Origin of the sequence: Bradyrhizobium sp. SZCCT0231 (genome assembly GCF_018130245.1) — a bacterium.
In the GTDB taxonomy this organism is placed as follows: domain Bacteria; phylum Pseudomonadota; class Alphaproteobacteria; order Rhizobiales; family Xanthobacteraceae; genus Bradyrhizobium; species Bradyrhizobium japonicum_F.
In genome coordinates this window covers 67,462-84,461 of sequence record NZ_JAFCKP010000006.1, presented here as the reverse complement: position 1 = coordinate 84,461, position 17,000 = coordinate 67,462, and the positions used below count along the sequence as shown (strand labels likewise).

At 66.4% G+C, this 17,000-nt stretch carries 17 protein-coding genes; 4 read left to right on the top strand and 13 right to left on the bottom strand.

Features of this window, described 5'->3' with window-relative positions; all coding sequences use genetic code 11:
• Window positions 1-119 precede the first annotated feature (119 nt).
• Window positions 120-1,808, top strand: coding sequence for a methyl-accepting chemotaxis protein (locus JQ566_RS17080; protein ID WP_212373688.1), 1,689 nt, complete (start codon window positions 120-122; stop codon window positions 1,806-1,808).
• A 3-nt stretch (window positions 1,809-1,811) separates the two neighbouring features.
• Here JQ566_RS17080 and JQ566_RS17075 read toward each other — a convergent pair whose 3' ends face one another.
• The 6 genes from JQ566_RS17075 to ygfZ all read right to left on the bottom strand — a co-directional run bounded on the left by JQ566_RS17075 (window position 1,812) and on the right by ygfZ (window position 8,532).
• A complete protein-coding gene (locus JQ566_RS17075) occupies window positions 1,812-4,520 on the bottom strand; it encodes a DUF2339 domain-containing protein (protein WP_212373686.1) in 2,709 nt (902 codons plus the stop codon).
• 51 nt (window positions 4,521-4,571) lie between these two features.
• Window positions 4,572-5,540 carry an NUDIX hydrolase gene (locus tag JQ566_RS17070; protein WP_212373684.1) on the bottom strand — a complete coding sequence of 323 codons (969 nt, stop codon included), beginning with the start codon at window positions 5,538-5,540 and terminating at the stop codon, window positions 4,572-4,574.
• A gap of 226 nt (window positions 5,541-5,766) precedes the next feature.
• Complete coding sequence (locus tag JQ566_RS17065; protein WP_212373682.1) at window positions 5,767-6,273, bottom strand: tyrosine phosphatase family protein; 507 nt, start codon at window positions 6,271-6,273, stop codon at window positions 5,767-5,769.
• Between the two features lie 143 nt (window positions 6,274-6,416).
• Complete coding sequence (locus tag JQ566_RS17060; protein WP_212373680.1) at window positions 6,417-7,031, bottom strand: YfbR-like 5'-deoxynucleotidase; 615 nt, start codon at window positions 7,029-7,031, stop codon at window positions 6,417-6,419.
• Window positions 7,028-7,654, bottom strand: coding sequence for a DNA-3-methyladenine glycosylase I (locus JQ566_RS17055; RefSeq protein WP_212373678.1), 627 nt, complete (start codon window positions 7,652-7,654; stop codon window positions 7,028-7,030). Before JQ566_RS17055 ends, JQ566_RS17060 begins: the two co-directional genes overlap by 4 nt.
• The gene (ygfZ, locus tag JQ566_RS17050; RefSeq protein ID WP_212373677.1) at window positions 7,651-8,532 is read right to left on the bottom strand and encodes a CAF17-like 4Fe-4S cluster assembly/insertion protein YgfZ; all 882 of its coding nucleotides are present in this window, start codon (window positions 8,530-8,532) and stop codon (window positions 7,651-7,653) included. Before ygfZ ends, JQ566_RS17055 begins: the two co-directional genes overlap by 4 nt.
• A gap of 99 nt (window positions 8,533-8,631) precedes the next feature.
• Between ygfZ and JQ566_RS17045 the strand changes: the two genes are divergently transcribed.
• Together JQ566_RS17045 and JQ566_RS17040 are read left to right on the top strand one after the other, a co-directional pair.
• Window positions 8,632-9,966, top strand: coding sequence for a dihydroorotase (locus tag JQ566_RS17045; protein WP_212373675.1), 1,335 nt, complete (start codon window positions 8,632-8,634; stop codon window positions 9,964-9,966).
• A gap of 162 nt (window positions 9,967-10,128) precedes the next feature.
• The gene (locus tag JQ566_RS17040; protein WP_212373673.1) at window positions 10,129-10,998 is read left to right on the top strand and encodes a sulfurtransferase; all 870 of its coding nucleotides are present in this window, start codon (window positions 10,129-10,131) and stop codon (window positions 10,996-10,998) included.
• Window positions 10,999-11,170: 172 nt separating this feature from the next.
• Here JQ566_RS17040 and JQ566_RS17035 read toward each other — a convergent pair whose 3' ends face one another.
• From JQ566_RS17035 to JQ566_RS17020, 4 genes are all read right to left on the bottom strand, one after another.
• On the bottom strand, window positions 11,171-11,437 hold the full coding sequence (locus JQ566_RS17035) for a hypothetical protein (RefSeq protein ID WP_025034564.1): 267 nt from the start codon (window positions 11,435-11,437) through the stop codon (window positions 11,171-11,173).
• Between the two features lie 277 nt (window positions 11,438-11,714).
• Window positions 11,715-12,092 carry a TIGR02301 family protein gene (locus JQ566_RS17030; RefSeq protein WP_212373671.1) on the bottom strand — a complete coding sequence of 126 codons (378 nt, stop codon included), beginning with the start codon at window positions 12,090-12,092 and terminating at the stop codon, window positions 11,715-11,717.
• Between the two features lie 45 nt (window positions 12,093-12,137).
• On the bottom strand, window positions 12,138-12,572 hold the full coding sequence (locus JQ566_RS17025; RefSeq protein ID WP_212373669.1) for an NUDIX hydrolase: 435 nt from the start codon (window positions 12,570-12,572) through the stop codon (window positions 12,138-12,140).
• A gap of 9 nt (window positions 12,573-12,581) precedes the next feature.
• A complete protein-coding gene (locus tag JQ566_RS17020; RefSeq protein ID WP_194389156.1) occupies window positions 12,582-13,091 on the bottom strand; it encodes a hypothetical protein in 510 nt (169 codons plus the stop codon).
• Window positions 13,092-13,154: 63 nt separating this feature from the next.
• Here JQ566_RS17020 and JQ566_RS17015 point away from each other — a divergent pair, with 63 nt between their 5' ends.
• A complete protein-coding gene (locus JQ566_RS17015; protein WP_212373667.1) occupies window positions 13,155-13,913 on the top strand; it encodes an SOS response-associated peptidase in 759 nt (252 codons plus the stop codon).
• A gap of 183 nt (window positions 13,914-14,096) precedes the next feature.
• On the opposite strand, the gene JQ566_RS17010 is transcribed toward JQ566_RS17015, so the two are convergent.
• From JQ566_RS17010 to JQ566_RS17000, 3 genes are all read right to left on the bottom strand, one after another.
• Complete coding sequence (locus JQ566_RS17010) at window positions 14,097-15,290, bottom strand: CaiB/BaiF CoA transferase family protein (RefSeq protein WP_212373665.1); 1,194 nt, start codon at window positions 15,288-15,290, stop codon at window positions 14,097-14,099.
• A gap of 35 nt (window positions 15,291-15,325) precedes the next feature.
• Window positions 15,326-16,255: a glycine/sarcosine/betaine reductase selenoprotein B family protein gene (locus tag JQ566_RS17005; RefSeq protein ID WP_212373663.1), complete on the bottom strand. Its 930-nt coding sequence runs from the start codon at window positions 16,253-16,255 to the stop codon at window positions 15,326-15,328.
• A 161-nt stretch (window positions 16,256-16,416) separates the two neighbouring features.
• Complete coding sequence (locus JQ566_RS17000) at window positions 16,417-16,998, bottom strand: NUDIX hydrolase (protein ID WP_212373660.1); 582 nt, start codon at window positions 16,996-16,998, stop codon at window positions 16,417-16,419.
• Window positions 16,999-17,000 lie beyond the last annotated feature (2 nt).

Genomic DNA, 17,000 nt, shown 5'->3' with positions numbered 1-17,000 from the left:
CAATCTTACGGGATAAGAACCAGCCAGCATTGTTGAACTGACCTCCGCTCGGTCGTCCGTCGTGATGCCTGCGGCGCAGGTGACGTGCGCGTTGCCGGGTAATCATCGGGATTTGTGTGATGTCGAAGTTGTCGATCGTATTCAAGCTGCTGACCGTGCTGTCGGTCCTCGTGCTCTCGCTCGCCGGCGTCGGCGTGATGGCGATCGGCACGATGCAGAACATCAACGCCCATACGGTCGAGATCGCGGAGAGCTGGCTGCCGAGCGTGCGTGCGCTCGGCTCGATGCGCGCCGACATCAATGAGCTGCGCGTCGTCCTGCGACTACACCTGATGCAGGAGAGCATTGAAGGCAAGGACGCCGCTGAGAAACGCATGGCCCCGCTACGCGAGCGCATCGAGAAGACGCGCAAGGTCTATGAAGGCCTGATCACCTTGCCGGAGGAACGCTCGATCTATGAGCAGTGGACCAAGGCCTGGGCCGAATACCTGAACGGCGTTCGGGAGACGATGGCGCTGTCGCGCAAGAGCCCCGGCCGCTTCCCGACCGATGCCAACGAGCTATTGCAGACCAAGGTCGCGAAGATGGCTCAGGCGGCGGATCCCCTGCTCCTGAAGAGCATCGAGCTCAACAACAGTGGTGCCGAAGCTGAAACGAAGCAGGCGGCCGACAGCTACGCCACCATCTTCCGCGTGCTGGTCGGCATCATCGTTGCAGCCGTCGCGATCGCGATCGGCGCCGCCTACTATCTCGTGCGCGACGTCTCGCGCGGCATCGCCTCGATCATTCGCCCCATGCAGTCGCTCGGCGAGGGCGACCTGTCGGCCGATGTGCCGCATCGCGGCGAGAAGACCGAGATCGGTTCGATGGCGGATGCGCTCCAGATCTTCAAGGAGGCGTTGATCGCCAAGAAGGCTGCCGACGAGGCGGCGGCGCGCGACGCTGAAGCCAAGATCGAACGCGGCCGCCGCGTCGATGCCATCACCCGCAATTTCGAGGCCATGATCGGCGAGGTCGTCGAGACCGTGTCATCGGCCTCGACCGAGCTCGAGGCGTCCGCGGTCACGCTGAGCGGCACGGCGCAGCGCGGCCAGGAGCTCGCGACCGTCGTTGCGGCTGCGTCGGAGGAAGCTTCCACCAACGTCCAGGCGGTGGCGTCCGCCTCCGAGGAGCTGTCGTCCTCCATCACCGAGATCAGCCGCCGCGTGCAGGATTCGGCACGGATGGCTGCGGAAGCCGTCGAGCAGGCGGCGCGGACCAACGAGCGCGTCAACGCGCTGTCGCAGGCGGCCGCCCGCATCGGCGACGTGGTCGAGCTCATCAACACCATCGCGGGCCAGACCAACCTCCTCGCGCTGAACGCGACCATCGAGGCGGCGCGCGCGGGCGAAGCCGGCCGCGGCTTTGCCGTCGTCGCCTCCGAGGTCAAGGCACTGGCCGAGCAGACTGCGAAAGCGACCGGCGAAATCGGCGCGCAAGTTTCGGGCATCCAGGCCGCGACGCAAGAATCCGTCAGCGCCATCCAGGAGATCGGCGGCACCATCGAGCGGCTGTCGGAGGTGTCCTCGGCCATCGCCGCCGCCGTGGAGGAGCAGGGCGCGGCCACACAGGAGATCTCGCGCAACGTTCAGCAGGCCTCGCTCGGCACGCAGGAAGTCTCGTCCAACGTCACCAACGTGCAGCGCGGCGCGATCGAGACCGGCTCGGCCTCCGGCGAAGTGCTGTCGGCGGCGAAGTCGCTGGCGACCGACAGCACCCGCCTGAAGGTCGAAGTCGCGCAGTTCCTGGAATCGGTCCGCGCGGCCTGACCTTCACGCGCCCGGCTGCGGCGCGGCCGGCGGCGGTGTAACCTGCCGCCGGAACAGGATGCGTTGGTACAGCCAGCCGATCGCGACCAGCACAATGCCGAGGCACATGAACGAGAGCGCGCGGTAGACGCCTGTCAGCGTCGACATGTCGATGACGAAGGCCTTCAGGATCGTCAGCGCAATGACGGCTGCAGACGCCAGCCGCGCGCGTTCCGAGTTGACGAGGATGCCGACGCCGAGCAGCACCACGCCGAAGCCGAGCCAGCCGATCGAATAGCTGTATTGCTCCGCGCCCGTGGTCGGTCCGGTGGACAGGATCGGCCCGTGATAGAACCGGCGGATCTCCAGCGTGACATAAGCGAGCGCGAACACGAGCGCGCCACCCGCAATCGTGTTGGCGTAGACCTTGCCGCGCTCGCCGACCACCGCATAGGAGAGCAGCAGCATCAGCACGGCCGGCAGCGCGTAGCCGAGCAGCAGCAGATTGAACACGGCGCCGCCGACGTCGGTGCGCCACAGCAGCGGATTCTCCAGGATCAAGAGGCCGAACACGCTGATGAGGCCGGCGATCGCCGTCAGCACGACCGCGCCGACATTGTGCACGATGCTGCGGCTCCGCAGCCGCAAGCGCTCCAGCCCGATCGCCATCGCCAGCGTGACACAGATTTGCAGCGCGAATTCGAGCAGTGACGGCGGCGCCGTCATGCGGCCGCCGGTCGCGAAGTGCCGGATCTCCATGAAGGCGAGCAGGGCGGTGAACAGGATCGCGGCGGTTTCGACCATGCGCAGCGGCGCATCGTCGGCGCCGCGGCGCAGGAAGACGCTCGCGGCCCAGAACGAGAGTGTCGGCAGGCCATAGCCCCAAAGCAGCCAGTTGAAAATCGGCGTGGTGCCGACGGCATCGCCGACGATGCGCGGATCGTAGGCGATGCGCGCGGTGACGAGCGCCGCGAAGATCGCGGCGAGCCATCGCAGGAACGGAATCGGCCGCTGCATCGAGATCCAGGCCGTGCCGAGCGACATCAGCGCCAGTGCGATGGTGAGCCACCCCTTCTCCAGCGCGAAGGTCAGCGCCAGCGCCAGCGCGCCGAGCGTGCCGGTCGCGAACAGGGCCGTGGAGACCGCGATGCCCGGCCGCGTCTCGCGGCGCGTGAGCGCTTCGGTCGCAGCGCCGAAGGCGGCGGCGAGCAGCACCGCGAGGATCGCGAACGGGATCGAGCGGTCGAGATGAGCGATGCGCGCGTACAGCGCGACCAGGATCGCAATCGGCGTCGCGACTGCAGATGCGGACCACACCACCGGAATGATCGCCGAGTTCGAGCGGCCCTGCGCCAGGAAACCCGCGATGCCGAAGCCGGCGGCGAAGATCGCGGCCGTCACCAGATGCAGCGTCACCGCGCTGTCGGTCGCGGTCGGTCCGATGCCGGGCATGGGGCCGCCCGGAAGCACCAGCATGTCGGGATTGGCGCGCACCGCCCATTCGGCGAACACGATGAACACGGTCGCTGCAGCCGCGCCGAGGGTGCCCGTGGCTGCCGGCGCACGCCAGGCGACGAACAGCGTTCCTGCGACCAGCAGCGTGAAGGCAATCAACGCCAGATCGGCATGACCGCTCGACAGCACGATCAGCATCGCGCCAAACAGATAGGCGCCGAGCGCGCCCGATGAGACCGGCTCGATCTCGCCGTCCTCGAAGCTGGGTCCGAACATGAAGCCGCAGACGACGAGCAGCGCGGCCAGCACGAAGCCGGCGATGACGTGGAAGGCGTGCGGCGCGACCTGCACCTGTTCGGTATCGAGACCCGGGAAGATCCAGAGCACCGCGAAAGCGATCGTCGTGACTGCGAGCCAGCGCCACAGCCGGATGCGGGCGAGGCCGAAGCTCGCGGCGGTGACGATCGCAAGATAGATGTAGAGCGCCCAATAATCCGGCTTGCCAGAGGAGACGAGGATCGGCGTCACGAAGGCGCCGACGACGCCGAGGCCGGCGAGCGCGGGCCCATGCAGCAGCGCTGCGGCCAGCGTGCCCATCGCAACGATGCCGAGCAGCACGAAGGCCGTCGCAGGCACGAGGAAGCCGTAGAGCGCGTAGGCCGCGTAGATGGTCGCGAACGCCACCGCCGTGCCGGCTGCGGTGAGGATCGCGGGGATGTTGGCGATCGGCAGCGCCTGGATGCTCGAGATGCTCTCCTTGCGCCGGGTCCATTCGCCGGCACCCAGCAGCGCAGCTGCGAACAGGCCGCCGAGGAACACGCGCACGCCGGGGCCGAGAAGGCCAGCCTCGATCGAATAGCGCACCATGAAGAAGCCGCCGAGCGCGAGCGCAAGCCCGCCGATCCACACCACCCAGCGGGTGCCGAGCCGCTCCTCGAAGCCGGGTGCTGCCTCCGGTACCGGCGGCGGCGCATCGGCGCCCGTGCTCGGCTCAAGCGGGGGCGGTGAAATCTCTTCGGTGAGGAGCGAAGGCGGCGTCGTTTCGGCTTCCGGCGCCAGCGGCGGCGGCTCGGCGGCTGCAGTCGTCGCGGGCGCTTCGGCCTGCACCTGCGCGGGCATCAGCGGCGGCGGCTGCACCGTCCGCTGCGCATAAAACTTCTCTTCGAGCGAGTTGAGCCGGCGGCGCAGCTCGGTCGCCCGGCTGGACGCCTTGATCGCGATCAGGAAGGCGATGATCGCAATGATCAGGGCAAAGACGTCAAACGGGCCGTCGAACATGAAGCCTCCAGGCAACCGGCGGGCGGGGGCCGGTAGCACAAATATCAGGATCTAGCGCCGGGAGCGCACGCGCAAGCCCGGCGCGGGTCGCTCCTGGAGCACCTCGCGGCGGAAGCGGTAGAGCGCTGCCGGCCGTCCGCCCGTCTGTGTCGACATGATGCCGGTCGGTTCGACCAGGGCCTCCATTTCGACCAGGCGGCGGAAATTCTGCTTGTGCAGGTGCCGGCCGGAGATCGCCTCCACCGTGTGCTGCAGTTCGGTAAGTGTGAATTCAGCTGGCAAAAGTTCAAAGACGACAGGACGATACTTCAGTTTTGCACGCAGCCGCGCAATCGCCGTGGCGAGAATCCGGCGGTGGTCGAACCGCATCGAGGTCCCGAGCGGGGGAAGCGTTTTGCGTGCTAATGCCGCAGGACGGCCGTCGCGCCGCGCCTCCTCGATCAGCCCGGCCTCGTACAGCAGCTCATAGCGGTCGAGCACGCGTTCCTCGTCCCAGGGCGCGCCGTCGAGACCGAAATAGAACCGCACGCGATCCTTCCGCGGCAGCGCGCGCGTCGTTTCCGGCGTCTCCTCCTCGGCCCATTTGGTCAGCGCCGGGATGATGTCGCGGGCGATGATCCCTGGCGGCTGCTCGCGCCAGTCTTCCCAGGGGAAGAAGCGGTACCATGGCGCGAAGCTCGCCGCGTTTGCTGCGAGCTCGCCGTCTACAGGGCGCGTCAGTGCGAGATAGCCGATCGACACCATATGCGCGCCGGTGTCGCCGGCTTCGGCATGACGGCCGCGATCGCCGAAAGTGTAGAGCTGCTCGACATAGCCGAGACGCAGGCCCGCCTGTTGCTCGACCCAGGCGCGCAGGCCGATCTCGAAGGTGCGATGGCTCACCGCGTCGAACGGACCGAACGGCAGGCCGGCAAGCCCGTCAGCACCGCGTGCGGTCAGGATCAGCGGCTCGTGGTTCTCGATCGCGACGATTGCGGCGGTGAGGCCAATCTCGATCGGCGTCAGCTGCGTGTCGCTCATGCGGCTGCCGTGTCGTTCAATTGAACAGAATGCCGCTTGGTTGAGACGGCCCATCCGCGGACTCGCTGCACCTCTCCCGCTTGCGGGAGAGGTCGCGTCGCATCGACAGATGCGAGGCGGGAGAGGGCTTTTTCCTCTGGGAGAGTCTTCGTCGCGGAGATACCCTCTCCCCAACCCTCTCCCGCAGGCGGGAGAGGGGGCGCACCTCCATTGTGGCGCGCAGCTGTCATTCGAGCTCGATCACGAAGGGGCGCCCCTCCACCATCATCGCGCCGGGGCCCATCTCGTCGAGCGCGCGCAGCATGCGGCCGTTGCGCCCGAGTGCACGATCGGCGAGGCTGACGATGCGCCGGTTGGGCGAGGCGATCGGCGAGGCCGCGCGGATCTTCCTGGCGATCTCGATCTCGTCGCGATTGGGGTTGAGCGCGCACACGGCCGCGAACGCGCTCGCGGTGGAGCGGCTGATGCCGGCGTAGCAATGCACCACCAGCGGCGCGCTACGGTCCCAGCCGCGCACGAAGGTCAGCACCTGCTCGATATGCGTCTCCGACGGCGCGACGAAGCCGTCCATCTCCTCGATGATGTCGTCCATCGACACCTTGAGGTGGTTGGCGGGGAGCACCGACACGGGACGCGCCACCTGCTCGACATTGGCCATCACCGTCAGCACATGGCTGGCGCCTGTGGTGCGGACGGTCTCGGGAAGGGCGGCAAGGGAACAGACGTGGATCATGGCGGACCTTTTTGCCAGCGATTATAGCGAGCGCTCGTAGGGTGGGCAAAGGCGCATCGCGCCGTGCCCACCATCTCGCAACTGCGCGCATCGCGCTTGGTTTGGTGGGCACGCTCTCGCTTTGCCCACCCGAAGGGATGACGCTACGCAAATACGGCGCCAAACCGTTCCAGAAACTGCTTCTCAGCCCGCGCCGCCGTCCAGGGCGTCAGGTAATCGCGCCGGACGCTGTCGGACAGGCCGGGATCTTTGCCGAACAGGCGCCTCGCCTCGGGCTGCTTGAATCCGGCCAGCACGGTTGCCTCCAGATAGGCCGCACCGCGATCGGCGGCCTTGATGGCCTGCGTGATCTCCTCAGGCAATACTGGCGGCAAACCGAACCGGATATGGATGGCGCCGAGCAACCGTTTCTCGACCGCCTTGTAGTGGCCGTCGAGCACCGCCTTGAACGGCGAGATCATGTCGCCGATCACATATTCCGGCGCATCGTGCAACAGGGCCGCGAGCCTCACGCGCTGATCGACACGTGGTATCTCGTGCCGCAGCACGGCCTCCACCAGCAACGTGTGCTGCGCGACCGAAAAGATGTGTGCGCCAAAGGTCTGCCCGTTCCAGCGCGCCACCCGCGCCAGCCCATGGGCGATGTCGCTGATCTCGATGTCGAGCGGAGAGGGATCGAGCAGGTCGAGCCGCCGGCCCGACAGCATGCGCTGCCAGGCGCGGGACTGCGCATCGCGCGCGGTCTTCTTCGCGGTCATTTGGCCTTGAGGCGCGGCTTGCGCTGCGTCTTGCCGCAAGCGGCGTGACAGTGGCAATCGACCAGATGGTCGTTGACCATGCCGGTCGCCTGCATGAAGGCATAGACGATGGTTGGGCCGACGAATTTGAAGCCGCGCGAGGACAGCTCCTTGGAGATCTGCACCGACAGCGGTGTCGAGGCCGGCACGCTCGCGCTGGTCTTGAACTGGTTGACCTTGGGCCGCCCGTCCATGAAGTCCCACATCAGCTTCGAGAAGCCCGGGCCTTTCTCCATGATATCGAGATACGACTTCGCGCTCAGGATCGCGCCTTCGATCTTGGCCTTGTTGCGCACGATGCCGGCATCGTTCATCAGCGCGTGAACTTTCCTGGCATTGTAGCGCGCGATCTTCTCCGGCTGGAAATCGTCGAAGGCTTTGCGGAAATTGTCGCGCTTGCGCAGGATCGTGATCCAGGACAGGCCGGCCTGGAAACCGTCCAGAATCAGCTTCTCGTACAGCGCGCGGTCGTCATATTCCGGCACGCCCCATTCGGTGTCGTGATAGGCGACATAAAGCGGATCTTCGCCCGGCCAGGGGCAGCGGGTCAGACCATCGGGATGCAGACGGGGAGCGCGGCTCATGCGATGGGCTGCTTGGCTGGAATTCGAACGGCGTCTGGTTCAGCGAGCGTCAAAGCCAGTCCTCCAGCGGTGAGCGCCTGGCCCGCGTCGAGCGCATCGGCCACGCGGTCGATCCGCACCAGCGCGATGCCCTTGCCGCCGGCGGTCGAGCCGATCGTGCCGACCGGCTTGTCGCCGGCAAGAATGGTCGCGCCGATTTCGGGTGAAGGACCGTCGAGCAGCACCTTGACGCTGCGGGTGCGTGCAGTGCCGCGATGCTGCATGCGCGAGACCACCTCCTGGCCGACATAGCAGCCCTTGTCGAAATCGACGCCGGCGAGACGATCCATGTTGGTCTCGTGCGGGAACGCATCGCTGTACATGAAATCGAGCCCGCCGCGCGGCACGCCGAGCCCGATACGGTGCGCCTCGTATGCGGCCGCATCGACCAGCTCGGCGCCGATAAGCTCGGACAGCTTCTGCTTGAGATCTTCGGGGATCAGGATGCGGTAGCCGAGCCCGTCATTCCGCGGATCGGCGAAGGCCAGGTCGGGCTGGACCGCGGGCTGGCCGTCCCAGGCCGCGAGCACGCCGAGATCGCCGGAAAGGTCGTCCACCGTGACCTTGGCGCGCAATTTGTAGAACTTCAGCTTGGTGGCCAGGGTGTCCGCCAGCGCTTTCGGGCAGTCGATCAGGAACCCGCCGCCGTGACCCGCGGGCGCCTCCGTGATCAGGAAGTCCACGATGATCTTGCCCTGCGGCGTCAGCAGCGCGCCGAATCGCCCCAGGCCGGGTTTCAGCCGGTCGACGTCGGTCGTGACCAGGCCGTTGAGGAAGTTGCGCGCATCCTCGCCCGCGACCTTGACCACGCCCCGGTCGGGAAGAAACGCCGATTTCATGCGAAAATCTCTTGCGACATGTTGCTCCGGAACGTAAGCCCGCAACGCATAAACGACAAGACCTCGAGCCCTGCGCTTGGGGATGAGAGGCCTTCAGCCATGAGCCAGCGTTTCGATGTGATCCTCAAGGGCGGCACCGTGGTCAACCAGGACGGCGAGGGCGTGCGCGATATCGGCATCGCGGGCGGTCGCATCGCCGAGCTCGGTCCGCTGTCGCAAGGCTCAGCCGCCGAGGTGATCGACTGCAAGGGCCTGCACATCCTGCCCGGCGTGATGGACACGCAGGTGCATTTCCGCGAGCCCGGGCTGACGCACAAGGAAGACCTCGAGACCGGCTCGCGCAGCGCCGTGATGGGCGGCGTCACCGCCGTGTTCGAAATGCCGAACACCGCGCCGCTGACGGTGACGGAGACCGAATTCACCGACAAGGTGAAGCGGGCCCATCACCGCATGCATTGCGATTTCGCCTTCTTCATCGGCGGCACCCGCGAGAACGTGCAGGACCTGCCGGTGCTCGAGCGCGCACCCGGCTGCGCCGGCGTCAAGGTCTTCATCGGCTCCTCGACCGGCGCGCTCCTGGTAGAGGACGACGAAAGCCTGCGCCGCATCTTTCAGGTGATCCGCCGCCGTGCCGCCTTCCACGCCGAGGACGAGTATCGGCTCAATGAGCGCAAATCGCAGCGCATCGAGGGCGATGCCCGCTCGCATCCGGTCTGGCGCGATGAGACGGCGGCGCTGATGGCGACGCAGCGTCTGGTCAAGCTCGCGCACGAGACGGGCAAGCGCATCCACGTGCTGCACATCTCGACCAAGGAAGAGATCGAGTTCCTGCGCGACCACAAGGATGTCGCCTCCTGCGAAGCGACGCCGCATCATCTCACGCTGGCCGCGCCCGAATGCTACGAGCGGCTCGGCACGCTCGCTCAGATGAACCCGCCGGTGCGCGGCGCCGATCATCGCGCCGGCATCTGGCGCGGCATCGAGCAGGGCATCATCGACGTGCTCGGCTCCGACCACGCCCCGCATACGCTCGAGGAGAAGCAGAAGACCTATCCGGCCTCGCCGTCGGGCATGACCGGCGTGCAGACGCTGGTGCCGATCATGCTCGATCACGTCAACGCGGGTCGGCTCTCGCTGGCGCGCTTCGTCGACCTCACCAGCGCCGGCCCTGCGCGCATCTACAACATGGCCTGCAAGGGCCGCATCGCCGCCGGTTACGATGCCGACTTCACCATCGTCGACCTGAAGCGCAGCGAGACCATCACCAGCAAATGGGTCGCGTCCAAAGCCGGCTGGACTCCCTATGACGGCGTCCGTGTCACCGGCTGGCCCGTCGGCACCTTCATCCGCGGCCGCCGCGTGATGTGGCAGGGCGAGCTGGTGACGCCGTCGCAGGGCGAGGCGGTGCGGTTTCTGGAGACGCTGAAGCAGTAGGGTGACGTGACGTGTGGGGATGCACACTGCTTCCCCTCCCGTCATTGCGAGCGCAGCGAAGCAATCCAGTCTGTCGCCGCGGAAAGACTCTGGATTGCTTCGCTGCGCTCGCAATGACGAGGGGAGGGGTCTACACTTCCTCTCGAACGGGAGTGCAGTCTGATGTCCCAACCCGCCGCCCTCATCACCACCGAGCAGCTCGCCTCGATCCTCGGCGACCCCAATCTTCGCCTCTACGACTGCACGACGTACAACGAACCGGTCCCGCCGGGCAGCGATGTACCGTATCGCGCGGTACCCGGCGACAAGACGTTCGCGGCCGGCCACATCCCGGGCGCCGATTTCCTCGACCTGCAAGGTGAGTTCTCCGACACCTCGTCGCAACACTTCTTCATGATGCCCGATGTCGCCCAGCTGGAGGCCACCTTCGGCCGCCACGGCCTCGATGCGGGCAAGACAATCGTGCTCTACAGCATCGGGACGATGATGTGGGCAACGCGGTTCTGGTGGATGCTTCGCGCGCTCGGCGTCGATGCCCACGTGCTCGACGGCGGCTTCGACAAATGGAAGGAGGAGGGGCGGCCGGTCGAGACGGGCGCACCGAAGGGCTATCCAGCGACGACCTTCAGGGCCGCGCCGCGCGCAGGCTTTTTCGTCGACAAGGAAGCCGTGCTGGCGCGGATCGGCGATCCCTCGACCGTCATCGTCAATGCGCTAGGGCCGCAGTTTCACCGCGGCCTCGAGCCGAGCCGCTACGGCCGGCCGGGCCGCGTGCCCGGCAGCGTCAACGTATCAGCCGCAACGCTCGTGAACGCCGACAAGACGCTGACGAGTCTTGCGGATGCGGAAGCGAAGTTCGCGGCCCAGGGCGTCACACACGACAAGACCGTGATTCTCTATTGCGGCGGCGGCATCTCGGCGACGATCGACCTCTTGCTGCTGACGCAGCTCGGCTACGACAAGCTGACGCTCTACGACGCTTCGATGGGCGAATGGGCGCGGGATCCCTCCCTGCCGATCGAGACGGACTGAGGCGCGCGTTCCCGGCTCTGTCGGGAACATCTCCCGGTCATCGCGAGACTAATGCTTGGCCGCGAGGAACGGCTTCTGTGCGATAAGAGCGGCAGACTTCGCGACGACTTTCGCAAAGTCATTCATCCGTCAACTGGCCCCGCCCGAATGGCGGGGTCATTTTCGAGACGGCTTACTGCCTGGAGATGCCGACCGAAAATTCGCCGTTGCGAATGCGGCCGGGAAAGCCCTCGACGAACTTCGCCACCGCGTCCTCGCCATAGGTGCCGACGAGCTCGGCCAATGCCGCGAACAGGCTCGCCTGCGCCAGGCAGTCGCCATCGACGCCGTCATGGCGCGCCTCGGCCCAGGCCTCGTTGAGATAGCTCAGGGCGGCTTGTTTCTGCTCGTGATCGGGCAGCGGCGCGCGGGCGGGGGCGTAGGAAATCGGCTGGCTCATGAAACTCGATCAGGGCTGGGGCGCGATCCACGGCGATGCGCTGTGCGAGAGGTGTAGCACGGGCGTTAACGACCGCTAGGCCACATCTTTAAGAACGGTTAACGGCTGTGAACAAAGTCGATGACAGGGTTCCAGCCTGCGTCATTCCGGGACGCGCGCAGCGCGAACCCGGAATCCATCTGGCGTCAGAGTTGGTGGTGCGATGGATTCTCAGATGCGCAATTGCGCATCATAGCTCGCGACTTCGTCGCGCCCCGGAATGACGAGTAGAGAGAAATCAGTTCGCGTAGCGCGCCGTGAGATCTCGCGAGATCTTCGAGCCTTCCTCGATGTAGCGGCGGATCGCCACCGTCGCGGCCGGCGTGCAGCTGCGGTAGGTCTGCTGAAAGCCGTTATAGCCGCGGTTGAATCCGGCGATCATGCGGGTGCGGCGCTCCCCGGAGGGGGTCTCGGCATCGATCAGCGCCTGCATCTCGTTGCGCCATTTGTTGCCCTCGTTGGATCCGCAGATGCCGCGCAGATAGTGCAGCCCGCCGAGGATCTCGGCCAGCCGCTGCAAATCGGCGTCGAACGGCGCCGCCACGTCCTGGGCCCGCACGGACCCGGCGGCGCAGGCGAGAATCAGGGCAAAAATGGCCAGAAATCGCGTCGACATCGGCGGCTGTATGCCCCCTCGGGACGGCGGGCGCAAGGCGGGCCGTCAGGCCCCAAGCAGCCGGTGGGCGGACAGGATGACCTCCTCCAGCCCCCCGGTCAGCTTCAGGTCGCCGAGGCTCGCGAGGGCATCCGGCGCGATCCAGCGGTAATCGTCGAGCTCGTCGTTCAAGGCCGGTTCCTTCGCCGTCCAGCGGGCGGCAAAGGACATGATCAGGTAGTGGCCGGCGCCGGCCGCGGCCGGCAGCACCTCGCGCCAGCCCGCGAGGCCAATGATCTCGATGCGAAGGCCGGTTTCCTCGTCGACCTCGCGGCTCAAGGCCTGATGCAGCGATTCGCCGAATTCGACCCGGCCGCCCGGCAGCGAATAGAACCCCTTGGCGGGCGAGCGGGCGCGGCGGACCAGCAGCACCTTGCCGTCGCGGAAGATGGCCGCGCTGACCGCAAGCTGGGGGTGGGTGGGCTGGACGACTGCGGCCAATCTCGTCACCTATCCGGCCGAGTTCGCCATGATGGTGTCGACGTCGGCTTCCGCCCCGCCATTGATGATGCCGCCGCAGGCCGCAATCAGCGGCTTGACCCAGAGGGTGGCCTGCTCGGCGAGGCGGACGCGGGTCGTGTCCTTCTCGACCTCGCGCATGGCCGAGCCCACCGCGGTCAGGATCGAGGTCATGGTATCAGTGATGTGGTCGAACTGGGCGCGCACGTTGGGATCGGCCTTCTCATAGGCCTCGATGGCAAGGTCCCGTGCCTTGAAATTCGAGGCCGTGAAATGCTCGGCATAGGACAGCGGCGTCCAGGTCAAGAAGTCTTCGGCACATTCCGGCATGTCCGGGACCATTTCGAGCAGCATCACGGCTTCATTGAAATGGTTGAGATAGTCGGTGGCAAGCCCGGTCCGCGGGTTGATGTTGGCCACGCGCAGCCGTTCGGCCCAGGCCTCAGCCTCTGGGCCCGTCTGTACATGCGTCCGCGCGGGTTGGGAGGCCGTTGAGCTCATCTGCCGCAGTGTTAACGTTCGGGGTTAAAAGGACCTGAACGGACCCTATATAGATACCCAAGGATGTGCGGACGCTTCGTCATAACTTCGGCCCCCGCGGCTTTGCGGCAACTGTTCGGCTATGTCGAGCAGCCGAATTTCCCGCCCCGGTACAATGTCGCCCCGACACAACCGATTCCGGTCGTATTGGTCGAGAACGGCGCGCGCCATTTCCGCCTGATGCGCTGGGGCCTGCTGCCGGGCTGGGTCAAGGACCCCCGCGGATTTGCGTTGTTGATCAACGCCCGCTCCGAGACGGTGCTGGAGAAGCCCGCCTTCAAGATCGCGATTCGCCGCAGGCGCGGCCTGATTCCGGCCGATGGCTATTACGAGTGGAAGTCGGAGGGCGGCCGCAAGCAGCCCTTCTTCATCCACCGTGCCGACGGCGCACCGCTCGGCTTTGCCGCGCTGTTCGAAACCTGGGTCGGGCCGAACGGCGAGGAGCTCGACACGGTCGCGATCGTCACCGCGGCGGCGGGAGAGGACCTCGCCGCGCTGCATGACCGGGTGCCGGTGACCATCAGCCCGCGTGATTTCGAGCGTTGGCTCGATAGTCGCGGAGACGAGGTCGACGCGATCCTGCCGTTGATGACCGCTCCGCACATCGGCGAATTCGCCTGGCACCCCGTCTCCACCCGTGTCAACCGCGTTGCCAATGACGACGAGCAGTTGCTCCTGCCGATCAGTGCGGAGGAGATGGAGGCCGAGGCGGTTAAGCCGAAGAAGGCGGTGCGGAAGGTTGCCGCTAGCTCGGCGGATGACGGGCAGGGGTCGTTGTTCTAGCTAGCTCCGCTTTCGTCCCGGACAAGCGCGCTCTTAAGCGCGCGCAGATCCGGGACCCATAACCACAGGAAGCGGCTGTGGCGCGCGCTGGCAACCACGAATCTTCGCCAAACATCATCCTGAGGGTATGGGTCCCGGATCTGCGCTGGCGCTTGTCCGGGACGACAGCGAGTGTGTGGCGCTCTACACAATCTCCCTCGCCCGCAACCCCGCGATCTCCGCCGCATCGAATCCCAGCTCGCCGAGCACCGCGTCCGTATCCGCGCCTAACTCCGGCGCCATCCGATCCAGCCTGCCGCCGCCATGGGCGAGCTTGAAGCCGCTGCCGGCAAAGCGCAGGCGGCCGTGGGGCGTGTCGAGCTCCTGGATGGCGCCGCGGGCCTTCACTTGCGGATGGTCGATGACCTCCTCGACCTTCCAGATGCTGGCACAGGGCGCGCCGGCGTCTTCCAAAATCGTCTCCCATTCGCGCGCCGGCCGTTTCGCCAGCGCCTCCTCGATGATCGCGCGGAGCGCGGGCTCATTCTCGTTGCGCGAAAACCAGTCGGCGAAGCGCGGGTCGCTCAGCGCGTCCTCGCGGCCGAGCGTGGACATCAGCGCGCGGTACTGCTTCTCGTTATTGACGGCGAGCAGGATGTGGCCGTCACCGCACTTGAACAAATTCGCCGTGGTCCTGCGGCTTACCGCCTGATTGCCCGAGAGTGTTTGGCGATGGCCGGCCACCGACCAGTCGGCGATCTGGCCCGAGAGAAACGCCAGCGTCGCCTCCAGCATGGAGACGTCGATGAGCTGCCCCTTGCCGGTGCGGTCGCGCTGGTACAGCGCGCTCGACACGCCGAACGCGGCGGTGGCGCCCGAGAGCACGTCGCACACCGCAAAGCCTGCGCGGGTCGGTCCAGTCTCGGGATGGCCGGTGATGGCCATGATGCCCGACAGCGCCTGCATCTTGCCGTCATAGCCGGGCCGGAGGCGGTCCGGGCCGGTCCGGCCAAAGCCTGACACTGCGCAATAGATCAGCTTGGGATTGATCGCGGACAGCGCCTCATAGCCGATGCCGAGCTTGTCCATCACGCCGGGGCGAAAATTCTCCATGACGACGTCGACGGTCTCTGCGAGCTTCTTCACGATCGCGATCGCCTCCGGCTTTTGGAGGTCGAGCGTCAGGCTGCGCTTGTTGCCGTTGATGGCCTGGAACGCCGGCGCCAGCCCGCGCTCGGCCCATTCGCGGGAGAGCGGCGTGCGGCGCATGTCCTCGCCCTCGCGCCGCTCGACCTTGATGACGTCCGCACCCAAGAGCGCGAGCTGATAGCTCGCATAGGGGCCGGCCAGCACTTGCGTGAAGTCCAGGATCTTCACGCCCTCGAACGGTCGCGTCACGTCGCTCTCCCTTGGTTTATTGTTGTTGGAGGACGTCAGGCGGCGCGGTTGCCGCGCGCGATCTCCTTCTGCTTGTCGAATTCGGCGCGGCGGCGCGCCAGCTCATCAGGGGAGAGCTGCGCGACGTTGTTGTAGTCGAGCTTCCAGGAGGCATCCTCGCTCCAGCGCAGCGGCGACTGCATCGTGGTCTGCGGACCGCTTGCCGTCTCCAGCAGCTTGAGCGCCAGCTCCAGCGTCTGCGCCTGCGAGGCGATGTCGTGCGGCTTGCCGGCGGAATTGCCGAGCGGGAAATCGCTGAACAGGAAGCGCGGCACGGCGGCGTGCTCGATGATGTCCTTGGCGCAGCCCATGATCACGGTCGGAATGCCGTTGCGCTCGAGGTGCCGTGCCACCAGCGCGGTGGTCTGGTGGCACACCGGGCAGTTCGGCACCAGCACCGCGGCATCCACCTTGTCGGCCAGGCAGCGCGACAGAATCTCCGGCGCGTCGGTGTCGAGCGTGACACGATGGCTGCGGTTGGTCGGTGCGCCGAAGAAGCGTTGGCTCACTTCGCCGATCCGTCCCGCGGCGCTGGCCTTCAAGAGCTGCGGCAGCGGAAACCAGGTGCCGCTGTCGGTCGCCGAGGTGTGCTTGCGGTCGTAGCCGATGTGCGAGATGCGCAGGTCGTGTTGCTTGGACGTGTCGCCGTCATAGACCTGATAGAACTTCGCGCTGCCATTGTACGCCGCGCCCGGTCCCTGGTCGCCCTTGGCCGGATCGAACGGCGCGGCCGTGGTGATGATGGTCACGCGCGACTGTGCCAGCGGCTTCTTCAGCGGTTGGAACGGCGCCTCGATGTAATGCGCCCAGCGGTACGGCGTGGTGTAGCCGATCGCCGCGTAATAGTCGCGGGTGCGCTGCATGTAAGGGACGGGGGAGTCATGGTCGGGCGCAAAGCCGAATTCGTCGTCGCGCGGAGCAGACATGGGGCGCGTCTCCTGTTCTTGGTTGGGGCCAGACTAGAGATAGTTTTGGGCTTGCTCAACGGGGAGAGCGGCGGCGCAGGACAGAATTGCATTGCGCAATGGCTCGCCGCGCGGCAGGTGCCTCTTACCCCTTCCCCTCCAGGGGAGGGCGAAGAGCGCACCTACCTGAACACATGCAGCGCCGCGTATTGCAGCAGCATGATCGCCTTGGCGTCGATGATGCGGCCGTCGGTGATCATCGCTAAGGCCTCGTCCATGCCGAGCTCCAGCACCTCGATGTCCTCGCCCTCGTGCTCGAGGCCGCCGCCGTCGCTGACGCGCATCGAAGGCTCGTATTCGGCGACGAAGAAATGCAGCTTCTCGGTGATGGCGCCCGGGCTCATGAAGGCCTCGAACACCTTGTGGACGTGGTGCAGGCGATAGCCGGTTTCCTCCTCGGCCTCGGCGCGGATGCGCACCTCCGGGGCGGCATCATCGAGCACGCCGGCCGCCGCCTCGATCAAGAGATCGTCATGGCCGCGGATGAATGCCGGCAGGCGGAACTGGCGCACCAGGATCACGGTGCGCCGGGCGAGATTGTAGGGCAGCACGGCGGCGGCGTTGTCGCGCTCATAGGTCTCGCGCTGCTGCGTCTGCCACTCGCCATTGGTGCGCCGGTACTCGAAGGTCGTGGTCTTCAGCGTGGTCCAGCCGTCCGAGAGCACGCGGACGTCCTTGATGCGGACGCGGTCGGAAATGGTCATGG

Bases quoted from the DNA above. Each gene is read 5' to 3' on its own strand.
- JQ566_RS17080 (WP_212373688.1), top strand. From the start codon at position 120: ATGTCGAAGTTGTCGATCGTATTCAAGCTGCTGACCGTGCTGTCGGTC.
- JQ566_RS17075 (WP_212373686.1), bottom strand. From the start codon at position 4,520: ATGTTCGACGGCCCGTTTGACGTCTTTGCCCTGATCATTGCGATCATC.
- JQ566_RS17070 (WP_212373684.1), bottom strand. From the start codon at position 5,540: ATGAGCGACACGCAGCTGACGCCGATCGAGATTGGCCTCACCGCCGCA.
- JQ566_RS17065 (WP_212373682.1), bottom strand. From the start codon at position 6,273: ATGATCCACGTCTGTTCCCTTGCCGCCCTTCCCGAGACCGTCCGCACC.
- JQ566_RS17060 (WP_212373680.1), bottom strand. From the start codon at position 7,031: ATGACCGCGAAGAAGACCGCGCGCGATGCGCAGTCCCGCGCCTGGCAG.
- JQ566_RS17055 (WP_212373678.1), bottom strand. From the start codon at position 7,654: ATGAGCCGCGCTCCCCGTCTGCATCCCGATGGTCTGACCCGCTGCCCC.
- ygfZ (WP_212373677.1), bottom strand. From the start codon at position 8,532: ATGAAATCGGCGTTTCTTCCCGACCGGGGCGTGGTCAAGGTCGCGGGC.
- JQ566_RS17045 (WP_212373675.1), top strand. From the start codon at position 8,632: ATGAGCCAGCGTTTCGATGTGATCCTCAAGGGCGGCACCGTGGTCAAC.
- JQ566_RS17040 (WP_212373673.1), top strand. From the start codon at position 10,129: ATGTCCCAACCCGCCGCCCTCATCACCACCGAGCAGCTCGCCTCGATC.
- JQ566_RS17035 (WP_025034564.1), bottom strand. From the start codon at position 11,437: ATGAGCCAGCCGATTTCCTACGCCCCCGCCCGCGCGCCGCTGCCCGAT.
- JQ566_RS17030 (WP_212373671.1), bottom strand. From the start codon at position 12,092: ATGTCGACGCGATTTCTGGCCATTTTTGCCCTGATTCTCGCCTGCGCC.
- JQ566_RS17020 (WP_194389156.1), bottom strand. From the start codon at position 13,091: ATGAGCTCAACGGCCTCCCAACCCGCGCGGACGCATGTACAGACGGGC.
- JQ566_RS17015 (WP_212373667.1), top strand. From the start codon at position 13,155: ATGTGCGGACGCTTCGTCATAACTTCGGCCCCCGCGGCTTTGCGGCAA.
- JQ566_RS17005 (WP_212373663.1), bottom strand. From the start codon at position 16,255: ATGTCTGCTCCGCGCGACGACGAATTCGGCTTTGCGCCCGACCATGAC.
- JQ566_RS17000 (WP_212373660.1), bottom strand. From the start codon at position 16,998: ATGACCATTTCCGACCGCGTCCGCATCAAGGACGTCCGCGTGCTCTCG.